This is a genomic window from Flavobacterium chungbukense (genome assembly GCF_020805785.1).
Classification (GTDB): Bacteria; Bacteroidota; Bacteroidia; order Flavobacteriales; family Flavobacteriaceae; genus Flavobacterium; species Flavobacterium chungbukense.
The window spans coordinates 608,712-630,056 of sequence record NZ_JAJGZV010000002.1 but is presented as its reverse complement, the minus strand read 5'-3'; the positions used below and the strand labels follow the sequence as shown (position 1 = coordinate 630,056).

Annotated in this window: 23 protein-coding genes; 12 read left to right on the top strand and 11 right to left on the bottom strand. The window is 32.8% G+C overall.

Going from position 1 to position 21,345, the window contains the following annotated elements; all coding sequences use genetic code 11:
- The first annotated feature begins 10 nt into the window (after window positions 1-10).
- From ccoG to LL966_RS07990, 3 genes are read left to right on the top strand one after another with little or no spacing between them, the layout of a single operon-like run.
- Complete coding sequence (gene ccoG / locus LL966_RS08000; RefSeq protein ID WP_229352235.1) at window positions 11-1,429, top strand: cytochrome c oxidase accessory protein CcoG; 1,419 nt, start codon at window positions 11-13, stop codon at window positions 1,427-1,429.
- 12 nt (window positions 1,430-1,441) lie between these two features.
- Window positions 1,442-1,894, top strand: coding sequence for a FixH family protein (locus tag LL966_RS07995; protein WP_229352226.1), 453 nt, complete (start codon window positions 1,442-1,444; stop codon window positions 1,892-1,894).
- Between the two features lie 5 nt (window positions 1,895-1,899).
- A complete protein-coding gene (locus LL966_RS07990; RefSeq protein WP_229352224.1) occupies window positions 1,900-2,601 on the top strand; it encodes a sulfite exporter TauE/SafE family protein in 702 nt (233 codons plus the stop codon).
- A 19-nt stretch (window positions 2,602-2,620) separates the two neighbouring features.
- Here the strand turns inward: LL966_RS07990 and hemN are convergent, their stop codons facing one another.
- The 5 genes from hemN to LL966_RS07965 form a co-directional block, all read right to left on the bottom strand.
- The gene (hemN, locus tag LL966_RS07985) at window positions 2,621-3,985 is read right to left on the bottom strand and encodes an oxygen-independent coproporphyrinogen III oxidase (protein ID WP_229352222.1); all 1,365 of its coding nucleotides are present in this window, start codon (window positions 3,983-3,985) and stop codon (window positions 2,621-2,623) included.
- Between the two features lie 121 nt (window positions 3,986-4,106).
- Window positions 4,107-4,583, bottom strand: a complete 477-nt coding sequence (locus LL966_RS07980) for a hypothetical protein (protein WP_229352220.1) — start codon at window positions 4,581-4,583, stop codon at window positions 4,107-4,109.
- A 104-nt stretch (window positions 4,584-4,687) separates the two neighbouring features.
- Entirely contained in the window at window positions 4,688-5,035 is a 348-nt protein-coding gene (locus LL966_RS07975) for a hypothetical protein (protein WP_229352214.1), read from the bottom strand.
- A gap of 110 nt (window positions 5,036-5,145) precedes the next feature.
- Window positions 5,146-5,568 carry a DoxX family protein gene (locus LL966_RS07970; RefSeq protein ID WP_229352213.1) on the bottom strand — a complete coding sequence of 141 codons (423 nt, stop codon included), beginning with the start codon at window positions 5,566-5,568 and terminating at the stop codon, window positions 5,146-5,148.
- A 122-nt stretch (window positions 5,569-5,690) separates the two neighbouring features.
- Entirely contained in the window at window positions 5,691-7,319 is a 1,629-nt protein-coding gene (locus tag LL966_RS07965; RefSeq protein ID WP_229352211.1) for an acyl-CoA carboxylase subunit beta, read from the bottom strand.
- Between the two features lie 299 nt (window positions 7,320-7,618).
- Here LL966_RS07965 and LL966_RS07960 point away from each other — a divergent pair, with 299 nt between their 5' ends.
- The 4 genes from LL966_RS07960 to LL966_RS07945 all read left to right on the top strand — a co-directional run bounded on the left by LL966_RS07960 (window position 7,619) and on the right by LL966_RS07945 (window position 9,260).
- Complete coding sequence (locus LL966_RS07960; RefSeq protein ID WP_229352209.1) at window positions 7,619-8,209, top strand: TetR/AcrR family transcriptional regulator; 591 nt, start codon at window positions 7,619-7,621, stop codon at window positions 8,207-8,209.
- A 69-nt stretch (window positions 8,210-8,278) separates the two neighbouring features.
- The gene (locus tag LL966_RS07955; protein WP_229352207.1) at window positions 8,279-8,737 is read left to right on the top strand and encodes a hypothetical protein; all 459 of its coding nucleotides are present in this window, start codon (window positions 8,279-8,281) and stop codon (window positions 8,735-8,737) included.
- Window positions 8,738-8,739: 2 nt separating this feature from the next.
- Entirely contained in the window at window positions 8,740-9,048 is a 309-nt protein-coding gene (locus LL966_RS07950) for a DUF3817 domain-containing protein (protein WP_229352205.1), read from the top strand.
- A 5-nt stretch (window positions 9,049-9,053) separates the two neighbouring features.
- Window positions 9,054-9,260, top strand: coding sequence for a hypothetical protein (locus LL966_RS07945; protein WP_229352203.1), 207 nt, complete (start codon window positions 9,054-9,056; stop codon window positions 9,258-9,260).
- Window positions 9,261-9,310: 50 nt separating this feature from the next.
- Here LL966_RS07945 and lpxD read toward each other — a convergent pair whose 3' ends face one another.
- The 3 genes from lpxD to prfB all read right to left on the bottom strand — a co-directional run bounded on the left by lpxD (window position 9,311) and on the right by prfB (window position 12,283).
- Window positions 9,311-10,309, bottom strand: a complete 999-nt coding sequence (gene lpxD, locus LL966_RS07940) for a UDP-3-O-(3-hydroxymyristoyl)glucosamine N-acyltransferase (protein ID WP_229352200.1) — start codon at window positions 10,307-10,309, stop codon at window positions 9,311-9,313.
- Between the two features lie 330 nt (window positions 10,310-10,639).
- Entirely contained in the window at window positions 10,640-11,086 is a 447-nt protein-coding gene (msrB, locus tag LL966_RS07935) for a peptide-methionine (R)-S-oxide reductase MsrB (protein WP_229352190.1), read from the bottom strand.
- A gap of 98 nt (window positions 11,087-11,184) precedes the next feature.
- Window positions 11,185-12,283, bottom strand: a protein-coding gene (prfB, locus tag LL966_RS07930; RefSeq protein ID WP_229352180.1) for a peptide chain release factor 2 whose coding sequence is annotated in 2 segments (ribosomal slippage) — window positions 11,185-12,219 and window positions 12,221-12,283 — 1,098 coding nt in all. Because the reading frame shifts where the segments join, the coding sequence is not laid out codon by codon here.
- Between the two features lie 152 nt (window positions 12,284-12,435).
- Between prfB and LL966_RS07925 the strand changes: the two genes are divergently transcribed.
- Complete coding sequence (locus LL966_RS07925) at window positions 12,436-13,455, top strand: threonine aldolase family protein (RefSeq protein WP_229352177.1); 1,020 nt, start codon at window positions 12,436-12,438, stop codon at window positions 13,453-13,455.
- Window positions 13,456-13,625: 170 nt separating this feature from the next.
- Here LL966_RS07925 and LL966_RS07920 read toward each other — a convergent pair whose 3' ends face one another.
- Window positions 13,626-13,946, bottom strand: coding sequence for a YbaB/EbfC family nucleoid-associated protein (locus tag LL966_RS07920; RefSeq protein ID WP_229352175.1), 321 nt, complete (start codon window positions 13,944-13,946; stop codon window positions 13,626-13,628).
- Between the two features lie 69 nt (window positions 13,947-14,015).
- Between LL966_RS07920 and LL966_RS07915 the strand changes: the two genes are divergently transcribed.
- The 4 genes from LL966_RS07915 (at window position 14,016) to LL966_RS07900 (ending at window position 19,796) form a co-directional block, all read left to right on the top strand.
- Window positions 14,016-16,151: a S9 family peptidase gene (locus LL966_RS07915; RefSeq protein WP_229352172.1), complete on the top strand. Its 2,136-nt coding sequence runs from the start codon at window positions 14,016-14,018 to the stop codon at window positions 16,149-16,151.
- A gap of 71 nt (window positions 16,152-16,222) precedes the next feature.
- Window positions 16,223-17,263, top strand: a complete 1,041-nt coding sequence (locus LL966_RS07910) for a PLP-dependent cysteine synthase family protein (protein ID WP_184164601.1) — start codon at window positions 16,223-16,225, stop codon at window positions 17,261-17,263.
- A gap of 344 nt (window positions 17,264-17,607) precedes the next feature.
- Window positions 17,608-18,510, top strand: a complete 903-nt coding sequence (locus LL966_RS07905) for a LamG domain-containing protein (RefSeq protein ID WP_229352169.1) — start codon at window positions 17,608-17,610, stop codon at window positions 18,508-18,510.
- 392 nt (window positions 18,511-18,902) lie between these two features.
- Window positions 18,903-19,796 (top strand): LamG domain-containing protein, encoded by an 894-nt coding sequence (locus tag LL966_RS07900; RefSeq protein WP_229352167.1) that lies wholly within the window; start codon window positions 18,903-18,905, stop codon window positions 19,794-19,796.
- A 48-nt stretch (window positions 19,797-19,844) separates the two neighbouring features.
- Here LL966_RS07900 and LL966_RS07895 read toward each other — a convergent pair whose 3' ends face one another.
- Together LL966_RS07895 and LL966_RS07890 are read right to left on the bottom strand one after the other, a co-directional pair.
- Window positions 19,845-20,042: a hypothetical protein gene (locus LL966_RS07895; RefSeq protein ID WP_229352165.1), complete on the bottom strand. Its 198-nt coding sequence runs from the start codon at window positions 20,040-20,042 to the stop codon at window positions 19,845-19,847.
- 317 nt (window positions 20,043-20,359) lie between these two features.
- Window positions 20,360-21,073, bottom strand: a complete 714-nt coding sequence (locus LL966_RS07890) for a YebC/PmpR family DNA-binding transcriptional regulator (protein WP_184164613.1) — start codon at window positions 21,071-21,073, stop codon at window positions 20,360-20,362.
- Window positions 21,074-21,345: the final 272 nt, after the last annotated feature.

The window sequence follows — 21,345 nt, the reverse complement described above, 5'->3', positions numbered from 1 at the left end:
TACAAATATCATGTCAAATTTACCAGACGAAGCGTTTAGAGATACCATTGGAACTATTGATGAAGGTGGTAAACGGAAATTTATTTTCCCTAAAAAACCGTCTGGTAAATTTTACGATTATAGAAAAATTGTCAGTTATGTATTACTGGGGATTTTATTTGTAAATCCTTTTATAAAGGTAAATGGGAACCAATTTATGATGTTCAATATAATCGAACGTCGTTTTAATATTTTCGGATTCCCTTTTTGGCCTCAGGACTTTTATCTTTTTGTGATTTCAATGCTAATTGGCGTTGTATTTATTCTCTTGTTTACGGTTGTTTTTGGAAGAATTTTTTGTGGATGGATTTGTCCGCAGACTATTTTTCTGGAGTTGGTTTTTCGTCGTATTGAATACTGGATAGATGGAGACCGTGGCGCGCAATCTCGTTTAGCAAGACAAGAATGGAATGCAGAAAAAATTAGAAAAAGACTCACAAAATGGACTATTTTCTTTTTAATTTCTTTCCTTATCGCAAATGTGTTTTTGGCTTATTTAGTTGGAAGTGACAAATTGTTTTTAATGATGGAACAAGGTCCAATTCAACAGGCAAGTAATTTTATTGCACTTCTTATTTTTACAGGTGTTTTTTACTTCGTTTTTGTTTGGTTTCGCGAACAGGTTTGTATAATCGCCTGTCCCTACGGAAGATTGCAAGGAGTTCTTCTGGATAATAAATCGATTAATGTGGCTTATGATTTTGTGCGTGGAGAAAAAGAAGAAGGGCGTGCAAAATTTAATAAAAAAGAAGACAGAGCACTAACAGGAAAAGGAGATTGTATTGATTGTCTTCAATGCGTTCATGTTTGTCCAATGGGAATTGACATAAGAAACGGAACGCAATTGGAATGTACCAACTGTACCGCTTGTATAGATGAATGCGATCATATCATGGAATCTGTCGGATTGCCAAAAGGTCTTATTCGTTATGCTTCTGAAGACGAAATTGTCAAAAAAGAGCCTTTTAAGTTTACGGCAAGAATGAAAGGGTATACAGCAGTTCTCTTTATCTTATTAAGTGTTTTTGTTGGAATGCTATTTTTAAGAACTGATGTTCAAGCAGTTGTTTTACGTTTGCCAGGACAATTATTTCAGCATAATGGAGATAAAATCAGTAATGTTTACACTTATAAAATTGTAAACAAAACGATGAAAGATTATAACGATATTCATTTTGAGTTAATTGATCAAAAAGGCGAAATTAAAAATGTTGGAAAACAGCATTTTAAAGTTGCTAAAGAAGGAATTTCTCAAGGAACATTGTTTATAGAAATAAATGAAGTTTTATTAGAAAGTGATAAAACGAAAGTAAAAATAGGAGTTTATAATGGTTCTGAACTTATAGAAACTACAGCAACAAATTTCTTAGGACCACGCAGTTTTAATTAAAAAATTAGAAATATGAAAATTACTTGGGGTACCGGAATTGTCATTGCATTTGGATTGTTTATGACGTTTATTTTATATTTTGTTTTTGAAGTACAATCAAATTCTAAATATGATAACGATTTGGTTGTCGAAGAATATTACAAACACGACACGCATTTTCAGGAAGAAATGGCTAGAATTCAGAATGCACATGATTTACAGCATAAGCCTTCAATAAAATATACAGAGAATAACGGTGTGGCTGTTACTTTTCCTGTAGGATTTGAAAGTGATAAAGTACAAGGTAATATTTTGTTGTACAGACCATCAAATAAAAAATTTGATTTTAATACCAAAATTGCTTTAACAAACTCTTCTATAACTATTCCACAGAAAAAATTAATAAAAGGGCGATGGGATGTAAATATGGAATGGCAGTATGAAGGCAAAAAATATTTAACCAAAGAAGTGATTTACGTAAACTAAAAAAAATGTTATTCTCAGCTTTTTTTCTAGGTTTAATTAGCAGTTTGCATTGCGTTGGTATGTGCGGACCAATTGCTATGATGCTTCCTGTAGACAGACAGAATGAAGCTAAAAAGGTAACGCAGATCATGACGTATCATTTCGGTCGTTTAACGGCGTATGCTTCAATAGGGCTAATTTTTGGACTTTTAGGAAGAGGTTTTTTTCTTGCCGGATTACAGCAGAAAATGTCAATAATAGTTGGTATAATCATGATTATTGTGGTTTTGATTCCGGAGAAGAAATTCGCTAATTATAATTTTTCAAAACCAGTTTATAAAATAATATCAAAAATCAAATCAAATTTAGGAAGCCAGTTTAAAAACAAGAGTTATAAATCTCTTTTTACAATTGGTTTACTAAACGGATTTTTACCGTGCGGAATGGTTTACGTAGCGCTGTTTGGTGCAATTGCTATGCAGAGCGCTGGTTTTGGCGTTTTATATATGATTTTATTCGGAATAGGAACAATACCTTTGATGACAATTGTAGTTTATGTAAATTCATTACTAAAATTGCCTTTCAGAAATAAAATCCAAAAGGCAATTCCGTATGTTGCAGTTATTATTGGAGTTTTGTTTATTCTAAGAGGTTTAGGGTTAGGAATTCCTTATATCTCTCCTTCAAATATGAGTTTATTTGTACAGCAGACTCCAAACTGTCATTAAAATATCTCTTAATTTAATTTTATACCGTCATCGAAAACAAGTTTGTTTCCGGTGACTTTCTTTTTAGATGCAAATCAAAAGCCATACAAATATTGCGTACAAATGGCCTTCCTTCTTCTGTGATTTTTATTTTATCATTTTCAATAAAAATTAAACCGTCATTTTCTATTTCTTTTAAAGCAAATAAAACTTCAGGAAGTTCATTAAAATTTAAAGAATCTTTTGTCCACGAAGTTTTTAATTCACAGGTTAAATTTAAAATATGCTTTCTAATAATGAGGTCTTCATCGTTTAAAATATGACCTTTTACAACAGGCAGTTTATCCCATTCTAATAATTGGTAATAATCTTCCAGGTTTTTAGTGTTTTGGGCAAAACTATACCAGCTATCGCTAATTGAAGAAACTCCCAAACCAATCATAACTTGCGTTTTAGAAGCACTATATCCCATGAAATTTCGATGTAAATTACCATTGTGAGCCGCTTTAAATAAACTATCTGTTTCTAAAGCAAAATGATCCATTCCTATTTCATGGTAACCATTTTGAGAAAGAAGTTTTTTTCCAGTTTCATAAAGTTGTCTTTTTTCAGCATCTTTTGGTAGGTTTTCGTCATTAAATCCACGTTGTCCGTTTCCTTTTATCCAAGGCACATGTGCGTAACTGTAAAACGCTAATCGGTCTGGCTTTAGTGAATTTGTTTTTTCAACCGTATCAATAACATCTTCGATTGTTTGAAATGGAAGACCAAAAATAATATCGTGTCCTATAGAAGTATAGCCAATTTCTTTTGCCCAAAAAGTCACTTTAGCAACATTATGAAAAGGCTGAATTCTATTAATAGCTTTCTGAACAGTAGCAGAATAATCTTGGACACCAAAACTCACTCGACGAAAGCCTAAATCATATAATTTTTTTAATTGTTCGTGAGTAGTATTATTAGGATGTCCCTCAAAACTAAATTCGTGATTTTTTGCTCTTATAGCGTAGCTGAAAATTCCATTGATTAGTAATTCTAAATTTTCTTTAGAAAAGAAAGTTGGAGTTCCTCCTCCTAAATGTATTTCTTTAATGACGGGTTTTTCTGGAAGTATTCTGCAGTATAAATGCCATTCTTTTAAAAGAGCTTTAATATAGGTTTCTTCAACAGAATGATTTTTGGTAATGCGTTTATTGCAACCGCAGAAAGTACACATGCTTTCGCAGAAAGGGAGATGAATGTATAAACTAATTCCGTTCTTAGAATTGCTTTCAGAAAATGATTTTTGTAAAGAAGAGATCCATTTCTCAGTTGTGAAATTAGCTTCATTCCAGTAAGGAACGGTCGGATAGCTAGTATATCTTGGCCCTGGTACGTTATACTTTTGTGTCAAAGAGATTTTCATAATGACGGATTTAGTGTACATCAAAATTAAAACTTCAACGACCGAGATAAAATGACAAATATCATATTAATGATAAAAAAAAAAGAGACCCAAAAATGAGTCTCTTAAGTGAATTAAATAACTAACGTGAAATAGAATCTTGGATGATTTTAAGCCATTTTTTTGCAAACTGATGATCTTGGTAAACACTTATCTGTTTGATGCGGTCGTCGTCAAAATCATAGAATGGAATTGTTATCTTTTTAGATGAATCTTTCTCTTGAAACTCAAAATCAATTTTAATAATGGTATCAGAATGCGCATCTGTTGTCGGAATTAATTTGCATGAAGCAACGGTATTCAAATCGACATATATTGATTCTTGTTGATTCGGATTGAAATTCATAAGAATGAATTTGTTGTTATTATGATCAATCGTTAATGTTTTATTATTAATCGATTCAGTCAAATCAAAGTTTTCGGGATTAGTTGGATTAAATCTCTTTTTGATGTTTAGAATCCTTGATTTATTTGCTGCCGATGAACGTGCAGAAAAATATACTGGGATAGCAACAATAATTAAAATCACAATTCCCATTATTGTGGTTGTAGTTTCCATAATGTTTTTAATGAAATAAATAAATGATATACAAAGCGGTTTTCAGATAGAAAAGCGTTTAGTTGTTTTTGAAGATCAATCTTCAGACGAAATCAAATATTTATTTACCAGAAAAAATGGAATGCATAGAGTATGACTAAAACCTTTTTACTTTGAGTCGTAAAAAGTTTAGTATATGCTGTAGTAATTGTAACAGTTTGATGCTGTGGAATAAGCGGTAAAAGAGAATCAAAACATTTGATTATGCCAATAGGATTTGTTTTGATATTCGCTGCAAATTGATAATTCCCTTGTGGTTGAATAAATGCAGACGAATCTCCAGTCTCTTTACAGAAGTTAGAATCCGTTTTTTGCGTTTCAGTTATGTGCACAGAAGATGTGTCTGCTTGATAAGCAAACAAACCTGCAAGTAAAAGTGCAATAAATATAACGGTTTTACGAATCCAATTCATGTCGGCGAATTTAAGTCATAAAACACAATTAATGAAATTTTATAGAATTAATTAACAGTCAAAAAAAATCCTCAGTACTTTCTTTAAAAAAAAACTGAGGATTTAGAAGATTATTGTTGCATTTTAAAATAGTAATCTGCAGAATGTTTGCCACTTCCGTAAAACAGGAAGAATATGCAGACAAATAAAACCATTAATGCTAAAATTAAACTTTCAGAGTGCATTTTTCCCATGAAATTTATAAGGACCGCACCAAATAAAATGGGTAATTGAGCTGCAATTGCCCAACGGGTTAATAGTCCAAAAATAATCATTATACCACCAATCATATGAGCTGGAGCAATGTAATGCAGCATAAACATACCTCCTCCAAACTTATCAATTGGCGAAATTAAATCATGCAGGTATTGAATATTGGTGACAAATGAAACTCCTTTCATAAATAAAAATCCACCCAAAACAATACGTACTAAATCCACTGGTAAATAAGTGTGCGAATTTGCCCATTTATTCAAACTTTTTACATTTTCCATGATGCTGTGTGATTAAAAATTATATGCTAAGTTACTAATTTTTAATGATATGTCTATTTTTAACAGCTTGAAAATAAGTTTTCTACCTTTTATTTAACTTATTATTGAGAATTCCTAAATTGCTAAACCTGAATAACTCCCAAATTAAAAGGTTTTAGAATAGGAGCGTGGTTAGCAGCTTCAATTCCTAATGAGATCCAAGTTCTGGTTTCTAATGGATCAATAATAGCATCTGTCCACAATCTTGATACCGCGTAGTAAGGCGAAGTCTGCTCGTCATAACGTGCTTTTATTTTATTGAAAAGTTCGGTTTCTTTTTCTTCATTGACTAATTCTCCTTTTGCTTTAAGCGAAGAAGCCTCAATTTGCGCTAATACTTTAGCTGCTTGAGTGCCACCCATAACGGCTAATTCCGCACTTGGCCATGCAAAAATTAATCTTGGGTCATATGCTTTTCCGCACATCGCATAATTTCCTGCGCCATAAGAATTTCCGACAATAACAGTAAATTTAGGAACAACAGAATTACTTACCGCATTTACCATTTTAGCACCATCTTTAATAATGCCACCATGTTCCGATTTAGAACCAACCATAAATCCAGTTACATCTTGTAAAAAGACCAAAGGAATTTTCTTTTGATTGCAATTGGCAATAAAACGAGTTGCTTTATCGGCGCTATCAGAATAGATAACACCACCAAATTGCATTTCGCCTTTTTTTGTTTTTACGACTTTTCTCTGATTGGCAACTATTCCTACCGCCCAGCCATCAATTCTAGCATAACCTGTAATCAGAGATTGCCCGTAACCGTCTTTGTAAGCTTCAAATTCTGAATTATCGACTAAACGTTTAATGATTTCCATCATATCATACTGCTCGGTTCTGGCTTTTGGAAGAATTCCATAAATCTCATTGGGTTCCAAAGCTGGTTTTTCAGATTTGATTCGGCTAAAACCGGCTTTGTCAAAATCTCCAATTTTATCCACTATATTTTTGATTTTATCTAAAGCGTCCTTATCGTCTTTGGCTTTGTAATCGGTAACACCTGAAATTTCACAGTGCGTTGTTGCACCACCTAAAGTTTCATTGTCAATAGTTTCGCCAATTGCAGCTTTTACTAAATAACTTCCGGCAAGGAAAATACTGCCTGTTTTATCTACAATAAGAGCTTCGTCACTCATAATTGGCAGATAAGCACCGCCGGCAACACAGCTTCCCATAACGGCAGCAATTTGGGTAATTCCCATGCTGCTCATTTGAGCGTTATTTCTGAAAATGCGACCAAAATGTTCTTTGTCTGGAAAAATTTCATCCTGCATTGGAAGATAAACTCCCGCACTGTCTACCAGATAAATGATTGGCAATCTATTTTCCATAGCAATTTCTTGCGCGCGAAGGTTTTTCTTTCCAGTTATCGGGAACCAAGCTCCTGCTTTTACAGTCGCATCATTGGCAACGACAATACATTGTTTTCCTCTGATGTAACCAATTTTTACGACAACTCCACCAGAAGGGCATCCGCCGTGTTCAGGATACATTCCTTCTCCAGCAAAACCTCCAATTTCAATACTTTTGGCATTTTCATCTAATAAATAAGCAATTCTTTCACGAGCTGTCATTTTACCTTCAGAATGCAGTTTTTCGATTCTTTTTTCGCCTCCGCCTAATTTTACTTTGGCAAATTTTTGTTTTAATTCAGAAAGGAGCAGTTTATTGTGATCTTCGTTTTTATTGAAGTTTAAATCCATGATATAGTATTGATTTTATAAAATAGTGTTGGCTAATTTACAAAATCGATTGAAATAAACCGATTGCTTTGTAATGAAGTTAGTTTCTGTTTTTATTTAAACACATAGAAATATAGTATTCTAATTATGAAGAAGTGATAAAAAGAAACTAGTTTCTAGCACATAGCGAACCGAACTATGTTTGTTGCAACAAGTGAAACGCCTTTTTACGGATTCTGAATCTATGTTTCTATGTGTTAAAAAATTATAAACCAATTATTTTTCTTTAATTTGCCTTTTCATACTAATTAGTATTTTTTATGTCAAAAGCTGCAAATACACGACTAAATATTCTTCATAAAGCATTCGAATTGATTTATACCAAAGGCTATCAAACCACGAGTATTGATGAAATCATTGCAACTACACAAGTTACCAAAGGGGCTTTTTATTACCATTTTAAAACAAAAGATGAAATGGGTGTTGCTATTATTGAAGAAATTCTAAAGCCAACTATGCAGGAGCATTTTATACAGCCAACAGAAGCCTCTCAAAATCCGATTGAAGATTTTTATAATATGATTTCCTATTTGTTGCTTGAAGATCCTTTTCTACAAGTAAAATACGGCTGTCCAGTTGGTAATCTTACACAGGAAATGACGCCTTGGAATACAAAATTTAGTGAAGCTTTGGCTGAATTGGTTGATTTATGGAAAGCAACAATAATAAAATCTATTGAAAAAGGAAAAGAAACTGGTTTGATTCGTGCGGAAGTTGTGGGAGAACAAGTCGCATTTTTTATCTTATCGGGCTATTGGGGAATTCGAAATTTCGGAAAACTTCAAAATGATAATTCATCTTATCTAGTTTATTTAAAAGAACTTAAGAGTTATTTGAATGGGTTGAAATAAAATTATTATTCAAAAACATACTACTTGGTATGTTTTTGAATATATTTGCATTGTCTAAATCAAAAAACAATGTATCAAATACTTTTAGTAGGCCATTCTTTTATGCGATGGCTCGTATTGGTAAGCTTATTATATTCTATTTTTATTGCTTACAAAGGTTATTCTCAAAAACTTCCGTTTACCAAGAAAGCTAATTTATTTCGTCATTGGACGGCTACAATTGCTCATATTCAGCTTCTTTTTGGAATATTGGTTTACCTTCAGAGTCCGATTGTTAAATATTTCTGGAGAAATTATAAAGAAGAATTTCAAAATTTGGATGCTTCTTTCTTTGGAATAATTCATATCGTATTGATGCTAGTTGCCGTAATATTTATCACAATTGGTTCGGCTTTAGCCAAAAGGAAACTTTCCAACGAACAGAAGTTCAAAACCATGTTTATTTGGTTTTCTATCGCTTTAATAATCATTTTCGTTGCTATTCCGTGGCCATTCTCACCCCTTGCTAACCGACCTTATTTTAGATAATTATGAAGAATTTATTTCAAACAAATACTGGACGTTTAAGAATCATTGGATTTCTTGAAGGAACTTCACTTTTGATTTTACTTTTTATAGCAATGCCAATGAAATATATTTTTGAAATGCCATTTTTGACCAGACCTGTAGGAACTATTCACGGGGCTTTGTTTTTGCTTTTTATATTTAATACAATAAGTGTTGGAGTTGAGCAGAATTGGAAATTTGCAACTACAACTTGGAAAGTCCTTTTAGCTTGCGTAATTCCATTTGGCACTTTTTACATTGATTCCAAAATTTTAAGTAAAATTAAAAATTAGAAAACATGATTTTTGTATTCAAAACAAATGTAGACAGTATTTCTAAAGTTAAAAAAGTAACACCAAAATTAAACCAGTTGTTTCCAAATTCAAAGTGGAATTTTGATCTCGAAGACTGTGACAATATTCTAAGGTTTGAATGTAAAGACGATATTATTGAAAAGGTAGTTTTTTTAATGAAAGTAATTGGCTTTGAGTGTGAAGCTTTATAAAACAAAAACATCCGCCGTAGCGGATGTTTTTTATAGCAATATAAAGTAGATTATTTTTTAATAGTGCACGCTAGTCTTTTTAGTGTTGCCCATTGTTTTAATGCATCACGCGCTTCTACGGCAGGATATCCAAGCATTGTTTTTCCTGCAGGGACATCGCCAATAACACCAGATCCGGCACCAACGATTGCTCCATCTCCAATTGTTGTATGATCTTTTATTGAAGCACTTCCTCCAATAATAACTCCGTTTCCTAAAGTAACAGAACCAGCTAAACCGCTATTTCCGGCCATGATGCAAAATTTGCCCAATTTACTATTATGTCCAATTTGAACTAAATTATCAATTTTGCAGCCATCTCCTAAAACCGTCGAACTGAATTTTCCGCGGTCTACACAAGAATTTGCTCCAATTTCAACACCGTTACCAATGATTACGTTTCCAATTTGTGGAATCTTAACCAAACCTTTTTCGGTACAAGGACGAAATCCGAATCCATCAGCTCCAATAGTTGCGTTTGGATGAATAATACAATCGCTTCCAATATGGCATCGTTCACGAATTACTGTTCCAGACCATATGATAGTGTTTTTTCCAATTGTACATTCGTCCAAAATAGTAACATTAGGATAGATTGTTGCATTGTTGCCAATTTCAACATTTGGACCAACATAACATCCTGCTCCAATTTTAACGCCTTCGCCAATTATAGCTGTTTCGTCTATAGTTGCCGTTTTATGAATGTTGTTGTGAAAAATAGGGGTAGGCGGGGCAAAAAGCGCGAGTATTTGCGACATAGCCAAATCGGCATTTTTCACTTTAATAAAAGCACGATTTTCTCCAGGTTCAATTGAAATATCCTCATTTACTACAGCAATCGAAGCATTCGAAGTTGACCAATATTTTTCGTACTTTTTATTTCCTATAAAAGAAATTTCTGAAGTCGTAGCTTTTTCTAATTGCTCTGTTGCGGTAATGCTTTGCGAAGTTGTGCCGTAAATTACGCCATTAATTACTTCATTAATTTCTTGAATTGAATAGGATTTCATTGACACTTTCTAATCGACTAAGGGTTAATTTTTGCCAAATAAAATGAATTACAATTTAATTACCTAATTAATTTTTTACAATACTTAATAAATATTTAAAATATCATTATTAAAATTGAAAAATTAACACTTTAAGTATTAATTTTCTGAAAGTTTTTTAATGTTCTGAGAGGCTGTAGCCATGTTTTGGATAAAATGATATGGAAATTTGATTGTCAAAAAAAATATTTTTAATTGTTAAGTGATAGCTTACATTTCTTTTGTTAAATCATTTAGGCAGTGGTGATTAAAAAAAAGCGATTCACTTTTTAAGGAATCGCTTTTTTGAAATTATTCTTTGATTTTTGATAATGAAACAGCATTGATGCAGTAACGTAAACCACTTGGTTGAGGTCCGTCAGGGAAAATGTGCCCTAAATGCGCATCACAAACATTGCAGACCACTTCAACTCGAACCATTCCGTGCGATCTGTCCGCATGATAAGCGATGGCATTTTCTTTTATTGGCTGTGTAAAAGATGGCCAGCCTGTTCCTGATTCAAATTTCTCACTAGCATCAAAAAGCACCGTTCCGCAGCATTTACATTCATAAATTCCAGGATCGAACAAACTGCATAATTCAGAGCTGAATGATCTTTCGGTTCCCTTTAAACGTGTAACTTGAAATTCTTCAGGAGTCAGAATTTGTTTCCATTCTTCCTCTGTTTTTTCCACTCTTTTTTCAGGAGCTGGATTTCCTTTATTTGTAAAATGAATTACATCGGCCCATTTTATCATAACTATTTTTTTAAGTTTTCAGTCACAGTATTCAGTCGCAGTTTACAGTCTCAGTATTACGTTTATTAAGCCTGAATACTGAAACTGCGACTGTAAACTTATTCCTCTTCCTTCTGTCCCATCATCATTAGATAGGCCTTTAGGAAAGCGTCAATATTTCCGTTCATTACGCCTTCAACATCGCTGGTCTCGTAACCTGTACGAACGTCTTTTACTAATTTATAAGGTTGCATTACGTAGTTACGAATCTGCGAGCCCCATTCAATTTTCATTTTTCCAGCTTCAATATCAGCACGTTGTGCTTGCTGTTTCTTCAATTCAATTTCATACAATTGAGAACGAAGCATTTGCATAGCACGCTGTCTATTGTCTTGTTGTGATCTTGTTTCAGAACATTGAATCTGGATTCCAGTTGGTTTATGCACCAATTGAACTTTAGTTTCAACCTTATTTACGTTTTGTCCACCGGCACCACTCGAACGAGAAGTCGTAATTTCGATATCTGCAGGATTAATGTCGATTTCGATACTATCATCTACAAGCGGATAAACGTAAACCGATACGAAAGAAGTATGACGTTTTGCATTACTGTCAAAGGGCGAAATTCGAACGAGACGGTGTACACCATTTTCTCCTTTTAGATATCCAAAAGAATAATCTCCTTCAAATTCTAAAGTTACGGTTTTTATTCCGGCAACATCGCCTTCCTGAAAGTTAAGTTCTTTAATTTTATAACCATAGCTTTCTCCCCACATCATGTACATACGCATTAGCATTCCTGCCCAGTCACAGCTTTCAGTTCCGCCAGCTCCAGCGGTAATCTGTACAACGGCACTTAAACTATCTCCTTCATCAGAAAGCATGTTTTTGAATTCAATGTTTTCTATATGAGATTGTGCTCCATTGTATTGTTCGTCCAATTCTTCAACAGAAAGTTCGCCTTCTTTGTAGAAATCATAAGCCAGCTGTAATTCTTCTGTAAGTTCGATAGCTTTGTTGTAATCTTCAATCCATTTTTTCTTGTTTCGAAGATTTTTTACAATAATTTCTGCCTCTTTGGCATTGTTCCAAAAATCTGGTGCAAAAGTTTTTTCTTCTTCGTTTGCAATTTCGATTAGCTTGGCATCAACGTCAAAGATACCTCCTCAACGCACCAAGGCGCTCCACAATACCTTTTACTTGTTCGGCTGTTGTCATAAATTAATTAATAGGTTTTTATATGTTTTTTAGAATTATTACGTTAATTTGGTCTATAGAAACTAGCAAGTTAAATTTTACAGAAACTTGCTCAGAATAACTATTTGTAATACGTAATTTTGCATACAAAAATAAGATATAGTTTTTAGAATATGGAAATAAATTTAATCAGCGATACCATAACCAAGCCTACTTATGAAATGCTGCAGTATATGTTTAACGCCCAAGTCGGCGATGATGTATACAAACAGGATCCAACGGTGATTGAATTAGAAAATAGAACAGCAGAGTTTTTTGGTATGGAAGCTGGACTTTTTTTTCCGTCTGGAACTATGGCCAATCAGACGGCAATTAAACTTCATACACAGCCTGGCGAACAATTGATTGCTGATAAATATGCGCATGTTTATCATTATGAAGGAGGAGGAGTTTCTTTTAACAGCGGGGTTTCATGCTGTTTATTAGACGGAAATCGCGGAATGATAAATGCAGCGCAAGTTAAGGCAGCAATAAATGACCCAGAATTTTATCATAGTCCATTGACTAGTTTAGTTTGTGTAGAAAACACAACCAATAAGGGTGGTGGCGCTTGTTATGAATTGGAAGATTTAAGAGAAATAAAAAAAGTTTGTGATGCTAACAATTTGAAGTTTCATTTGGATGGAGCTAGAATTTGGAATGCATTAGTAGCAAAAAGGCAGAATCCGAAAGAATTTGGTGCTATTTTCGATACAATTTCAGTTTGCTTATCTAAAGGATTGGGAGCTCCAATTGGTTCTGTATTGCTTGGAAGTAAAGCTGATATTCACAGGGCGTTGAGAATCAGAAAGATACTTGGTGGCGGAATGCGTCAAGTTGGCTATTTAGCGGCTGCAGGATTGTATGCGTTGGCTCATAATATTGAAAGATTGGCAGAAGATCATCGTCGCGCAAAAGAAATTGCAAAAATCTTAAGCACAAAACAATGGATTGCCTCAATTGAACCAGTAGAAACTAATATTTTAATTTTTTCACTTGCCGAAGGTTACAGCGACCAACTATTAATTGAAAAATTAAAACAAAAAAATATACTTATAAGTTCTTTAGGACATAACAAACTTCGTATTGTAACACATTTGGATTACAAAGAAGTAATGCATACGTATGTGTTAGAAACGCTTTCGAAGTTTTAGAAGAAGGGTTCTAAGTTTCTAAGGTACTGAGGTTCTAAGGTACTGAGGTTCTAAGGAGGAAAGAAGTAAATAAAAGTTAAAAAAAAGAGGATGGTTATACATCCTCTTTTTTTGTGTCAAAAAAATAAAACTTAGGATCTTAGCCCCTTAGAGCCTCAGTACCTTAAAATTTATTTAAACAAATTATCCATTCCAGGAATAGACGGCATATCCATTCTTGCCACAGCGTCCAATTCTTTTTCGTTTACATTTGTAGCTTTTTCAATTGCTTTGTTTAAAGTAACTATTAAATAATCTTCTAATTGTTCTTTATCTTCTAATAAAGAATCATCAATAGAAAGTGATTTTATTTTTCTGCTAGCAGTAATAGTTACTTTTAATAATCCGTCAGCGCTTTGTTCATCAATTAAAACAGTATCTAAACGCTTTTTAGTATCTTCAATTTTTTGTTGGGTTTCTTTAAGTTTGCCCATCATTCCCATTAAATCCATTTTTGTTGATTTTTTAAATTATTTCAGACAAAATTAGTATATTGCTGTATTAATTCAATAGAATATTTTATGAAAAAATTAATTTTGTTCTGTTGGCTTTATACTATTTTTGCGACTTCATATTTAAAAATTAATGCTCAATCAATGCAAAATGATATATCGGCTCCAAAGGCTAAAATAATTCCAAAAACATTAAAAAAACATAAAGAATCTAGGATTGACAACTACTTTTGGTTGAATGATAGAGAAAATTCAGAAGTAATTGATTATCTAAATCAAGAGAATGCTTATTATGAAAATATGACTTCTCATACAAAAGATTTAAAAGATAACCTGTTCGAAGAAATGAAAGGAAGAATTAAAGAAGATGATTCTTCTGTTCCTTATTTTTACAATGGATACTTCTACATTACGCGTTTTGAAACAGGTCAAGATTATCCAATTTTCGCCAGAAAAAAAGGAAGTCTTTCTGCAGAGGAAGAAATTCTTTTTAACTGTAATGAAATGGCAAAAGGACACGCTTATTTCAAATTAGGAGGTTTGAGTATCAGTCCAGACAATAAATACGCGAGTTTTGGAGTAGATATTGTTGGGAGAAGAATTTATACCATTCAATTTAAAAATTTAGAAACAGGTGAAATTTTAGCAGATAAGATAGAAAATGTTACAGGCTCTTCTGTTTGGGCAAATGATAACAGTACTGTTTTTTATGTTAGACAAGATGAAAAAACCTTAAGAGCAGATAAAGTTTTTAGACATAAGCTTAATACAGCTTCTGAAAAAGATGTTTTAGTTTATGATGAAATAGATGATACTTTTAATGTTTCAATAAACAAAGAAAAGTCGAAGAAATATATTGTAATTGGTTCGGGGAGTACCTTGACTACAGAATATAGAATTTTGAATTCTAATGATCCAGACGGAGAATTTGTTATTTTTCAGCCGCGTGTACGTGGATTAGAATATAGTATTTCTCACTATGAGGATTCGTTTTATATTTTAACAAATAAAGATAAAGCGACGAACTTTAAATTGATGAAAACTCCTGAAAATAAAACAGCAAAAAAGAACTGGGTAGATCTTATTCCGCACAGAGAAGATGTTTTATTGGAAGATATTGAGATTTTTAAGAATTATTTAGTTGTAGAAGAACGTTCAAACGGTTTAAATCATATTCGTATCATGCCTTGGAATGAAGAGCCAGATTATTATCTTCCTTTTGGCAGCGAAACATATAATGCATATACAACAACCAATGTTGATTTTGACACCGATATTTTGCGTTACAGTTATCAATCATTAGCAACGCCATCTTCTGTAATTGATTTTAACATGAAGACTAGAACTAAAGAAATCTTGAAGGAGCAACAGGTTTTAGGCGGAAAATTTGATAAAGACAATTATGTAGAGGAGCGAGTTTGGGCAACGGCAAGAGATGGTGTAAAAGTGCCAATATCGATGATTTACAGAAAAGGATTAGAGAAAAATGGTAAAAATCCGTTATTGCTTTACGCATATGGATCGTATGGAATAACAATGGATACTTATTTTTCATCAACTAGATTGTCACTTCTTGACCGCGGATTCGTTTATGCGATTGCGCACATTAGAGGAGGAGAAGATTTAGGAAGACAATGGTATGAAGATGGAAAACTGTTAAAAAAGAAAAATACCTTTACAGATTTCATTGATTGCTCTAAATTTGTAATAGACCAGAAGTATACTTCTCCGGAACATTTATATGCGGAAGGAGGGTCTGCCGGAGGACTTTTAATGGGAGTAATTGTAAATGAAGCTCCGAAATTATATAATGGTGTCATCGCTCAGGTGCCTTTTGTAGATGTAATTACCACAATGCTGGATGACAGCATTCCGCTTACAACTGGAGAGTATGACGAATGGGGGAACCCAAATAACAAAAAGTATTACGATTATATGTTGTCGTATTCACCTTACGATAATGTAAAAGCGCAGGAATATCCTAACATGTACGTGTCTACCGGATTACATGATTCGCAGGTACAGTATTGGGAGCCAGCTAAATGGGTTGCGAAATTGAGAGATTTAAAAACAAATGACAAGCTTTTGTTTTTAGACACTAACATGGATGCAGGTCATGGCGGGGCTTCGGGACGTTTTGAGGCTTTGAAAGACTTAGCAAAAGAATTTAGTTTTTTATTAGATTTAGAAAAAATTAAAAGCTAATTAGATTTTTTTTGTTAAATTTGCAACCTATCAAGGTTAATTTAAAAAGGCCTTTGATTAACTATTTTTTTATGAAAGAAGAAATAACTGCTTATAATAATGTTTTAGAGTTAATAGGTAACACCCCCCTTATTAAGCTAAATAAAATCACCGAAGAGTTAGAAGGAAATTTCTACGCGAAGGTAGAAGCTTTCAACCCAGGTCATTCGTCAAAAGATAGAATAGCATTATATATTATTGAAGAAGCCGAGAAAAAAGGAATTCTTTCTCCGGGAGATACCATTATTGAAACGACATCTGGTAATACAGGATTTAGTTTGGCAATGGTAAGCATTATTAAAGGTTACAATTGTATTTTAGCTGTAAGTTCAAAATCATCCAAAGATAAAATTGACATGTTGAGAAGTTTAGGCGCCAAAGTGTATGTCTGTCCCGCTCACGTTTCTGCAGATGATGAAAGATCATATTATAATGTAGCTAAACGTTTACACGAAGAAACAAAAGGGTCGGTCTACATTAATCAATATTTTAACCAATTAAATATTGATGCGCACTATAACACTACTGGTCCAGAAATTTGGGAACAAACAAAAGGACAAATTACGCACTTAATTGCTTGCAGTGGAACAGGAGGAACCATCTCGGGAACTGCAAAATTCTTAAAAGAAAAAAATCCAAATATCAGAATTCTAGGAGTCGATGCTTTTGGTTCTGTATTGAAAAAATACCACGAAACAAAAGAATTTGACAGCAAAGAAATTTACCCTTATCGTATTGAAGGTTTAGGTAAAAACTTAATTCCATCTGCTACAGATTTTGATATTATTGATAAATTCATGAAAGTAACCGACGAAGAAAGTGCTCACTCTGCTAGAGAGATCACTCGTAAAGAAGGTTTATTTGTTGGGTATACTTCAGGAGCTGTAATGCAGGCTATTAAACAATACGCTGAAGAAGGTGAATTTACAAAGGATAGTAATATTATTGCTATTTTTCCAGATCACGGTTCTCGTTATATGAGTAAAGTATTTAGTGATGACTGGATGAACGAACAAGGTTTCTTTGATAGTGTTAACGAAGAAGAAGCTCAAAAAATTGAATTTGTAAAGTAGACATCTGCTTTTTTAAATATTAAAAACTCCATTCGTATTTCGGATGGAGTTTTTTATTTTTATTCCAGTATTGTTAAATTTACTGTATTTTTCGATATTAAACATATTATAAATTTACCGTATTAATACGTAAGAAATTATTAATCTGATTAAATTAAACTTATAATTTTAATAATATTAAAATAAAGTAGCAAAATGTATTTCACCGACCGAAATATTTAAAATTCGTTGTTTTAACGAGTATTTTGGCAAGTTGTCGGAATTTTTTTCGTTAAAATTCATAATAGTATAGTTTAGCACTGTGTTACAATAACATGAGTGTTTAATCCCAAAATCTTACTACTATGAAAAAATTACTACTTACACTATTGTTTGTATGTTATTTGAATGTTAATGCGCAAACACCAATTCAAGAATTTAACTTTAACGGTACTTTAAATAATACCGCAAACACGATCTCATTTATGGGAACCGACAATTTCGTAACCGATAGGTCTGGAGTTGTAAAAGGTGCTCAACGATTAAACAATAAAGCTTTAGAAGCTGTAATTGATAATATTCCTCAAGGAAGGGCAGCAAGAACAATTAGTATTTGGGTTAAATTTAATGACATTACTAATGCCAATTATATTTGGGGTTATGGAAATGCTTATAATGCACAATACTGCGGTTTATTGCAACAAGGAACAGCTTCTTCTAATTCAGATTTGAGTTTGGCAGCATGGGGAGCTTCTAATGATGTTATTGTATCTACACCGCTTGAAAAATATGTTTGGTACAATTATACGATTACATATGAAGGTGTTACATCAAAAATATATCGCGACGGGAAGTTGCTAAAGTATCTAGAAGGAATGACTCGATCTACAAATGGTTCTGTTTTTAGATTAGGAGAAATCAATACCACAATCGGAATTAATGCTGATGTCGATGATTTGAAAATTTATGATTTCGCCATGACGCCAGAGCAGGTAAAGGACTTGTACGAAAATGAAAAACCTGTTCTTTCGGTTGCTACAGCACCTGTTGAGCAAACAAAAGCCACAGTTGTAAAAGGAAAAGTTGTTAAACCTGGAAATGGAACCATAATAACTTCAAGCGATGTTAATACAACAAAAAGTGTAGAGATTTATTCACAAGGACAAAAAATAGTGGGAGGTAATGCTATGAATATCAATGATCTTCCAGAGGGGACTTATTTATTAAAAGTAAGTAGTAGTCCATCTAAAAAAATTACATCTAAATAAAGGCTTTACTTAATTTTTTTAAATATTAGTTTTTTATTGCGCAAGCAATTAATTTTTTTGAAATAGTAAATAAAAGTCTTCTAGATTACTGGAAGACTTTTATTGTTTATCTATTTTTATCTTAAATGGGTATCGAAGATTTTCTTACAACTTCTTTTTATTAAACAATGAAAATAATACTCAACATCGTTATAAAGCTTGTGAAATGATTTTTGTGAGAATTCATTATTTATTTGTAGGAATTATTTGTTGATGTTGAATTAAAATTATAGATTTAACAAAAATTATGAAAATTGTAAAAGGAAAAATTGATGTGTAAATATTGATTGTTTAAAATTTTCATTCTGTACTATTTGCTGTTAACTCCAGTTATTCTGATAAAAGCTATAAATATGAAAAAAATATTACTCACGTTAATGTTTGTAAGTTTTTTAAATGCGAATGCACAAAATCCTATACAGGAATTTAATTTCAATGGAAATTTAAATAGTGCAGATAATTCAATTTCGTTTTTAGGTACGCCTACCTTTGTAAATGACCGGAACGGAATTCCTAAAGGCGCTTTGAGATTGACTAATAAAGCGATTCAAGCTGTTGTAGGTGAGCTTCCGCAATCAAACAAGCCAAAAACAATTTCTGTTTGGGTAAAATTCAATACTGTAAATGCCGCTAATTATATTTTTAATTATGGAGCACCTGTAAACGGGCAATATTTTGGACTGATACAGCAACCTGTAGCTTCAGGTCTTTCTGATTTAAGTTTGATTGGCTGGGGAGATGCGAATAATCTAGTAGTCTCTGTACCTCTTGTAAAAGAAACTTGGTACATGTATAGTGTGACTTATGATGGAAATGTTTCAAAAATTTATCGTAATGGCGAATTGCTAAAAGCTGTGGAGGGAATTCAGCGTTCTGCAAAAGGTTATATTTTAAGTCTTGGAAAATTAAATACTTCAACTAGTATAAATGCAGACATTGACGATTTTAAATTATATGGCGTAGCAATGACTGATGAGCAAGTGCTGGAAGCATACAATAGCTCTAAACCAACTATTGCAACAGCACAAACTACCCAAGTTACAAGTGTACCAAAAAAAGTGGCTGTTACTTCGTCAAAAGCGCAAGCACCCATTGTTGCATCTTCAGTGGAAACTAATACTGCAGCTAAAAATATTGAAGTTTATTCAGAAGGAAAAAGAATATTAGAAACAAATACAATTAATATTGGTGATTTGCCAGACGGAACTTATTTGATTAAAATAACGAATTCTGGTGCGAAAAAATAATTTTTACTTTAACAAAAAAGCCTTCTGAATCCAGAAGGCTTTTTTTATTTATCGTTTTTTTTGCTGTCCAGGAGCATAAGCTTTGGCGCTTTTGTCACCATTCATTTTTTTGGCTTGTCCTGGCGGAATTTTTTTTCCTGGAGCAGGTTGGGTGTGCACATGCGTACTGCAACTTAAGGAACTAAGCGTTACGAATGTAGCAATGATTATTGTTACTGCAAGTTTTGGGTATTTTGATGTCTTCAATTTAGTAGGTTTAAAGATTATGTGTCAACAAATATAGAGGTTAATTTAGTTAATAAAAACATTATAATAAGAAAGCCTTCGAGTAGAAGGCTTTTTTATTTTTTAGCTAATAACACTGATAACAATAAATAAGATTACAAGGGCTATTACCGCAAATTTCATAAATTTTGATGATTGCATAATGGTAGATTTAAATTTGTTTATTTCTGATATTGGCAAATATAGATTTTTATTTGAATTGAAAAAGTTAAAGTTCCGTAAAACAAAAAAAGCTCCAGAAAATTCTAGAGCTTTTAGGTATTTTATAAAAGAAACAATTAAGATTCTTGCATCGTATGATAAACGTTCATAACGTCATCATCTTCTTCGATTTTCTCGATTAATTTTTCAACATCTGCAATTTGTGCTTCAGTTAATTCTTTTGTGATTTGTGGAATACGCTCAAAACCAGAAGATAAAATCTCTAATCCTCTGTTTTCTAATTCTTTTTGGATAGCACCAAAACTTCCGAAAGGAGCATAGATTAAGATTCCGTCTTCGTCTTCAAAAACTTCTTCGGCACCAAAATCAATTAATTCTAATTCTAATTCTTCAGCATCAAGTCCATTGTTGGCAATTCTGAAGTTACAAGTATGATCAAACATAAACTCAACAGAACCTTGAGTTCCCATTGTTCCGTTACATTTGTTAAAGTAACTACGAATATTAGCTACAGTTCTGTTATTGTTATCCGATGCTGTTTCTATTAAGATTGCAATTCCGTGAGGAGCATATCCTTCAAATAAAATCTCTTTATAATTGGCAGTATCTTTATTACTTGCATTTTTAATAGCGCGCTCCACATTGTCTTTTGGCATGTTGGCAGCTTTCGCATTTTGTATTACAGCTCTTAATCTAGAATTGGCATCTGGGTTTGGTCCGCCTTCTTTAACAGCCATAACGATGTCTTTACCGATTCTGGTAAATGTTTTGGCCATTGCAGACCAACGTTTCATTTTTCTTCCTTTTCTAAATTCGAACGCTCTTCCCATTTCTAATTATTAGTTTTGTGATGCAAAAATACGGTTATTCCTTATTTTTCCAAAAACAAAATTGCTCTTTTTTATTGTTTTATTTTGTTTCAAGTTTCAGGTTGAATGGCTTGCACTGATTTTAACTGCAATCCCGATAGCTATCGGGAGCAAAGGCTTTTATTTAAGACTACGCTTATAAAAAAAAGTTCGCAAAGCTAAATGAATAAAGCTTTGCGAACTCTTTTATTTTTTAAATTAACTTAAAAACTTCTTAGCGTAAATCTTGGCTA

Bases quoted from the DNA above. Each gene is read 5' to 3' on its own strand.
- LL966_RS07995 (WP_229352226.1), top strand. From the start codon at position 1,442: ATGAAAATTACTTGGGGTACCGGAATTGTCATTGCATTTGGATTGTTT.
- LL966_RS07890 (WP_184164613.1), bottom strand. From the start codon at position 21,073: ATGGGAAGAGCGTTCGAATTTAGAAAAGGAAGAAAAATGAAACGTTGG.
- LL966_RS07975 (WP_229352214.1), bottom strand. From the start codon at position 5,035: ATGAATTGGATTCGTAAAACCGTTATATTTATTGCACTTTTACTTGCA.
- LL966_RS07900 (WP_229352167.1), top strand. From the start codon at position 18,903: ATGAAAAAAATATTACTCACGTTAATGTTTGTAAGTTTTTTAAATGCG.
- LL966_RS07910 (WP_184164601.1), top strand. From the start codon at position 16,223: ATGAAAGAAGAAATAACTGCTTATAATAATGTTTTAGAGTTAATAGGT.
- LL966_RS07905 (WP_229352169.1), top strand. From the start codon at position 17,608: ATGAAAAAATTACTACTTACACTATTGTTTGTATGTTATTTGAATGTT.
- LL966_RS07990 (WP_229352224.1), top strand. From the start codon at position 1,900: ATGTTATTCTCAGCTTTTTTTCTAGGTTTAATTAGCAGTTTGCATTGC.
- LL966_RS07970 (WP_229352213.1), bottom strand. From the start codon at position 5,568: ATGGAAAATGTAAAAAGTTTGAATAAATGGGCAAATTCGCACACTTAT.
- hemN (WP_229352222.1), bottom strand. From the start codon at position 3,985: ATGAAAATCTCTTTGACACAAAAGTATAACGTACCAGGGCCAAGATAT.
- LL966_RS07960 (WP_229352209.1), top strand. From the start codon at position 7,619: ATGTCAAAAGCTGCAAATACACGACTAAATATTCTTCATAAAGCATTC.
- LL966_RS07980 (WP_229352220.1), bottom strand. From the start codon at position 4,583: ATGGAAACTACAACCACAATAATGGGAATTGTGATTTTAATTATTGTT.
- lpxD (WP_229352200.1), bottom strand. From the start codon at position 10,309: ATGAAATCCTATTCAATTCAAGAAATTAATGAAGTAATTAATGGCGTA.
- ccoG (WP_229352235.1), top strand. From the start codon at position 11: ATGTCAAATTTACCAGACGAAGCGTTTAGAGATACCATTGGAACTATT.
- msrB (WP_229352190.1), bottom strand. From the start codon at position 11,086: ATGATAAAATGGGCCGATGTAATTCATTTTACAAATAAAGGAAATCCA.
- LL966_RS07925 (WP_229352177.1), top strand. From the start codon at position 12,436: ATGGAAATAAATTTAATCAGCGATACCATAACCAAGCCTACTTATGAA.
- LL966_RS07950 (WP_229352205.1), top strand. From the start codon at position 8,740: ATGAAGAATTTATTTCAAACAAATACTGGACGTTTAAGAATCATTGGA.
- LL966_RS07945 (WP_229352203.1), top strand. From the start codon at position 9,054: ATGATTTTTGTATTCAAAACAAATGTAGACAGTATTTCTAAAGTTAAA.
- LL966_RS07965 (WP_229352211.1), bottom strand. From the start codon at position 7,319: ATGGATTTAAACTTCAATAAAAACGAAGATCACAATAAACTGCTCCTT.
- LL966_RS07915 (WP_229352172.1), top strand. From the start codon at position 14,016: ATGAAAAAATTAATTTTGTTCTGTTGGCTTTATACTATTTTTGCGACT.
- LL966_RS07955 (WP_229352207.1), top strand. From the start codon at position 8,279: ATGTATCAAATACTTTTAGTAGGCCATTCTTTTATGCGATGGCTCGTA.
- LL966_RS07920 (WP_229352175.1), bottom strand. From the start codon at position 13,946: ATGGATTTAATGGGAATGATGGGCAAACTTAAAGAAACCCAACAAAAA.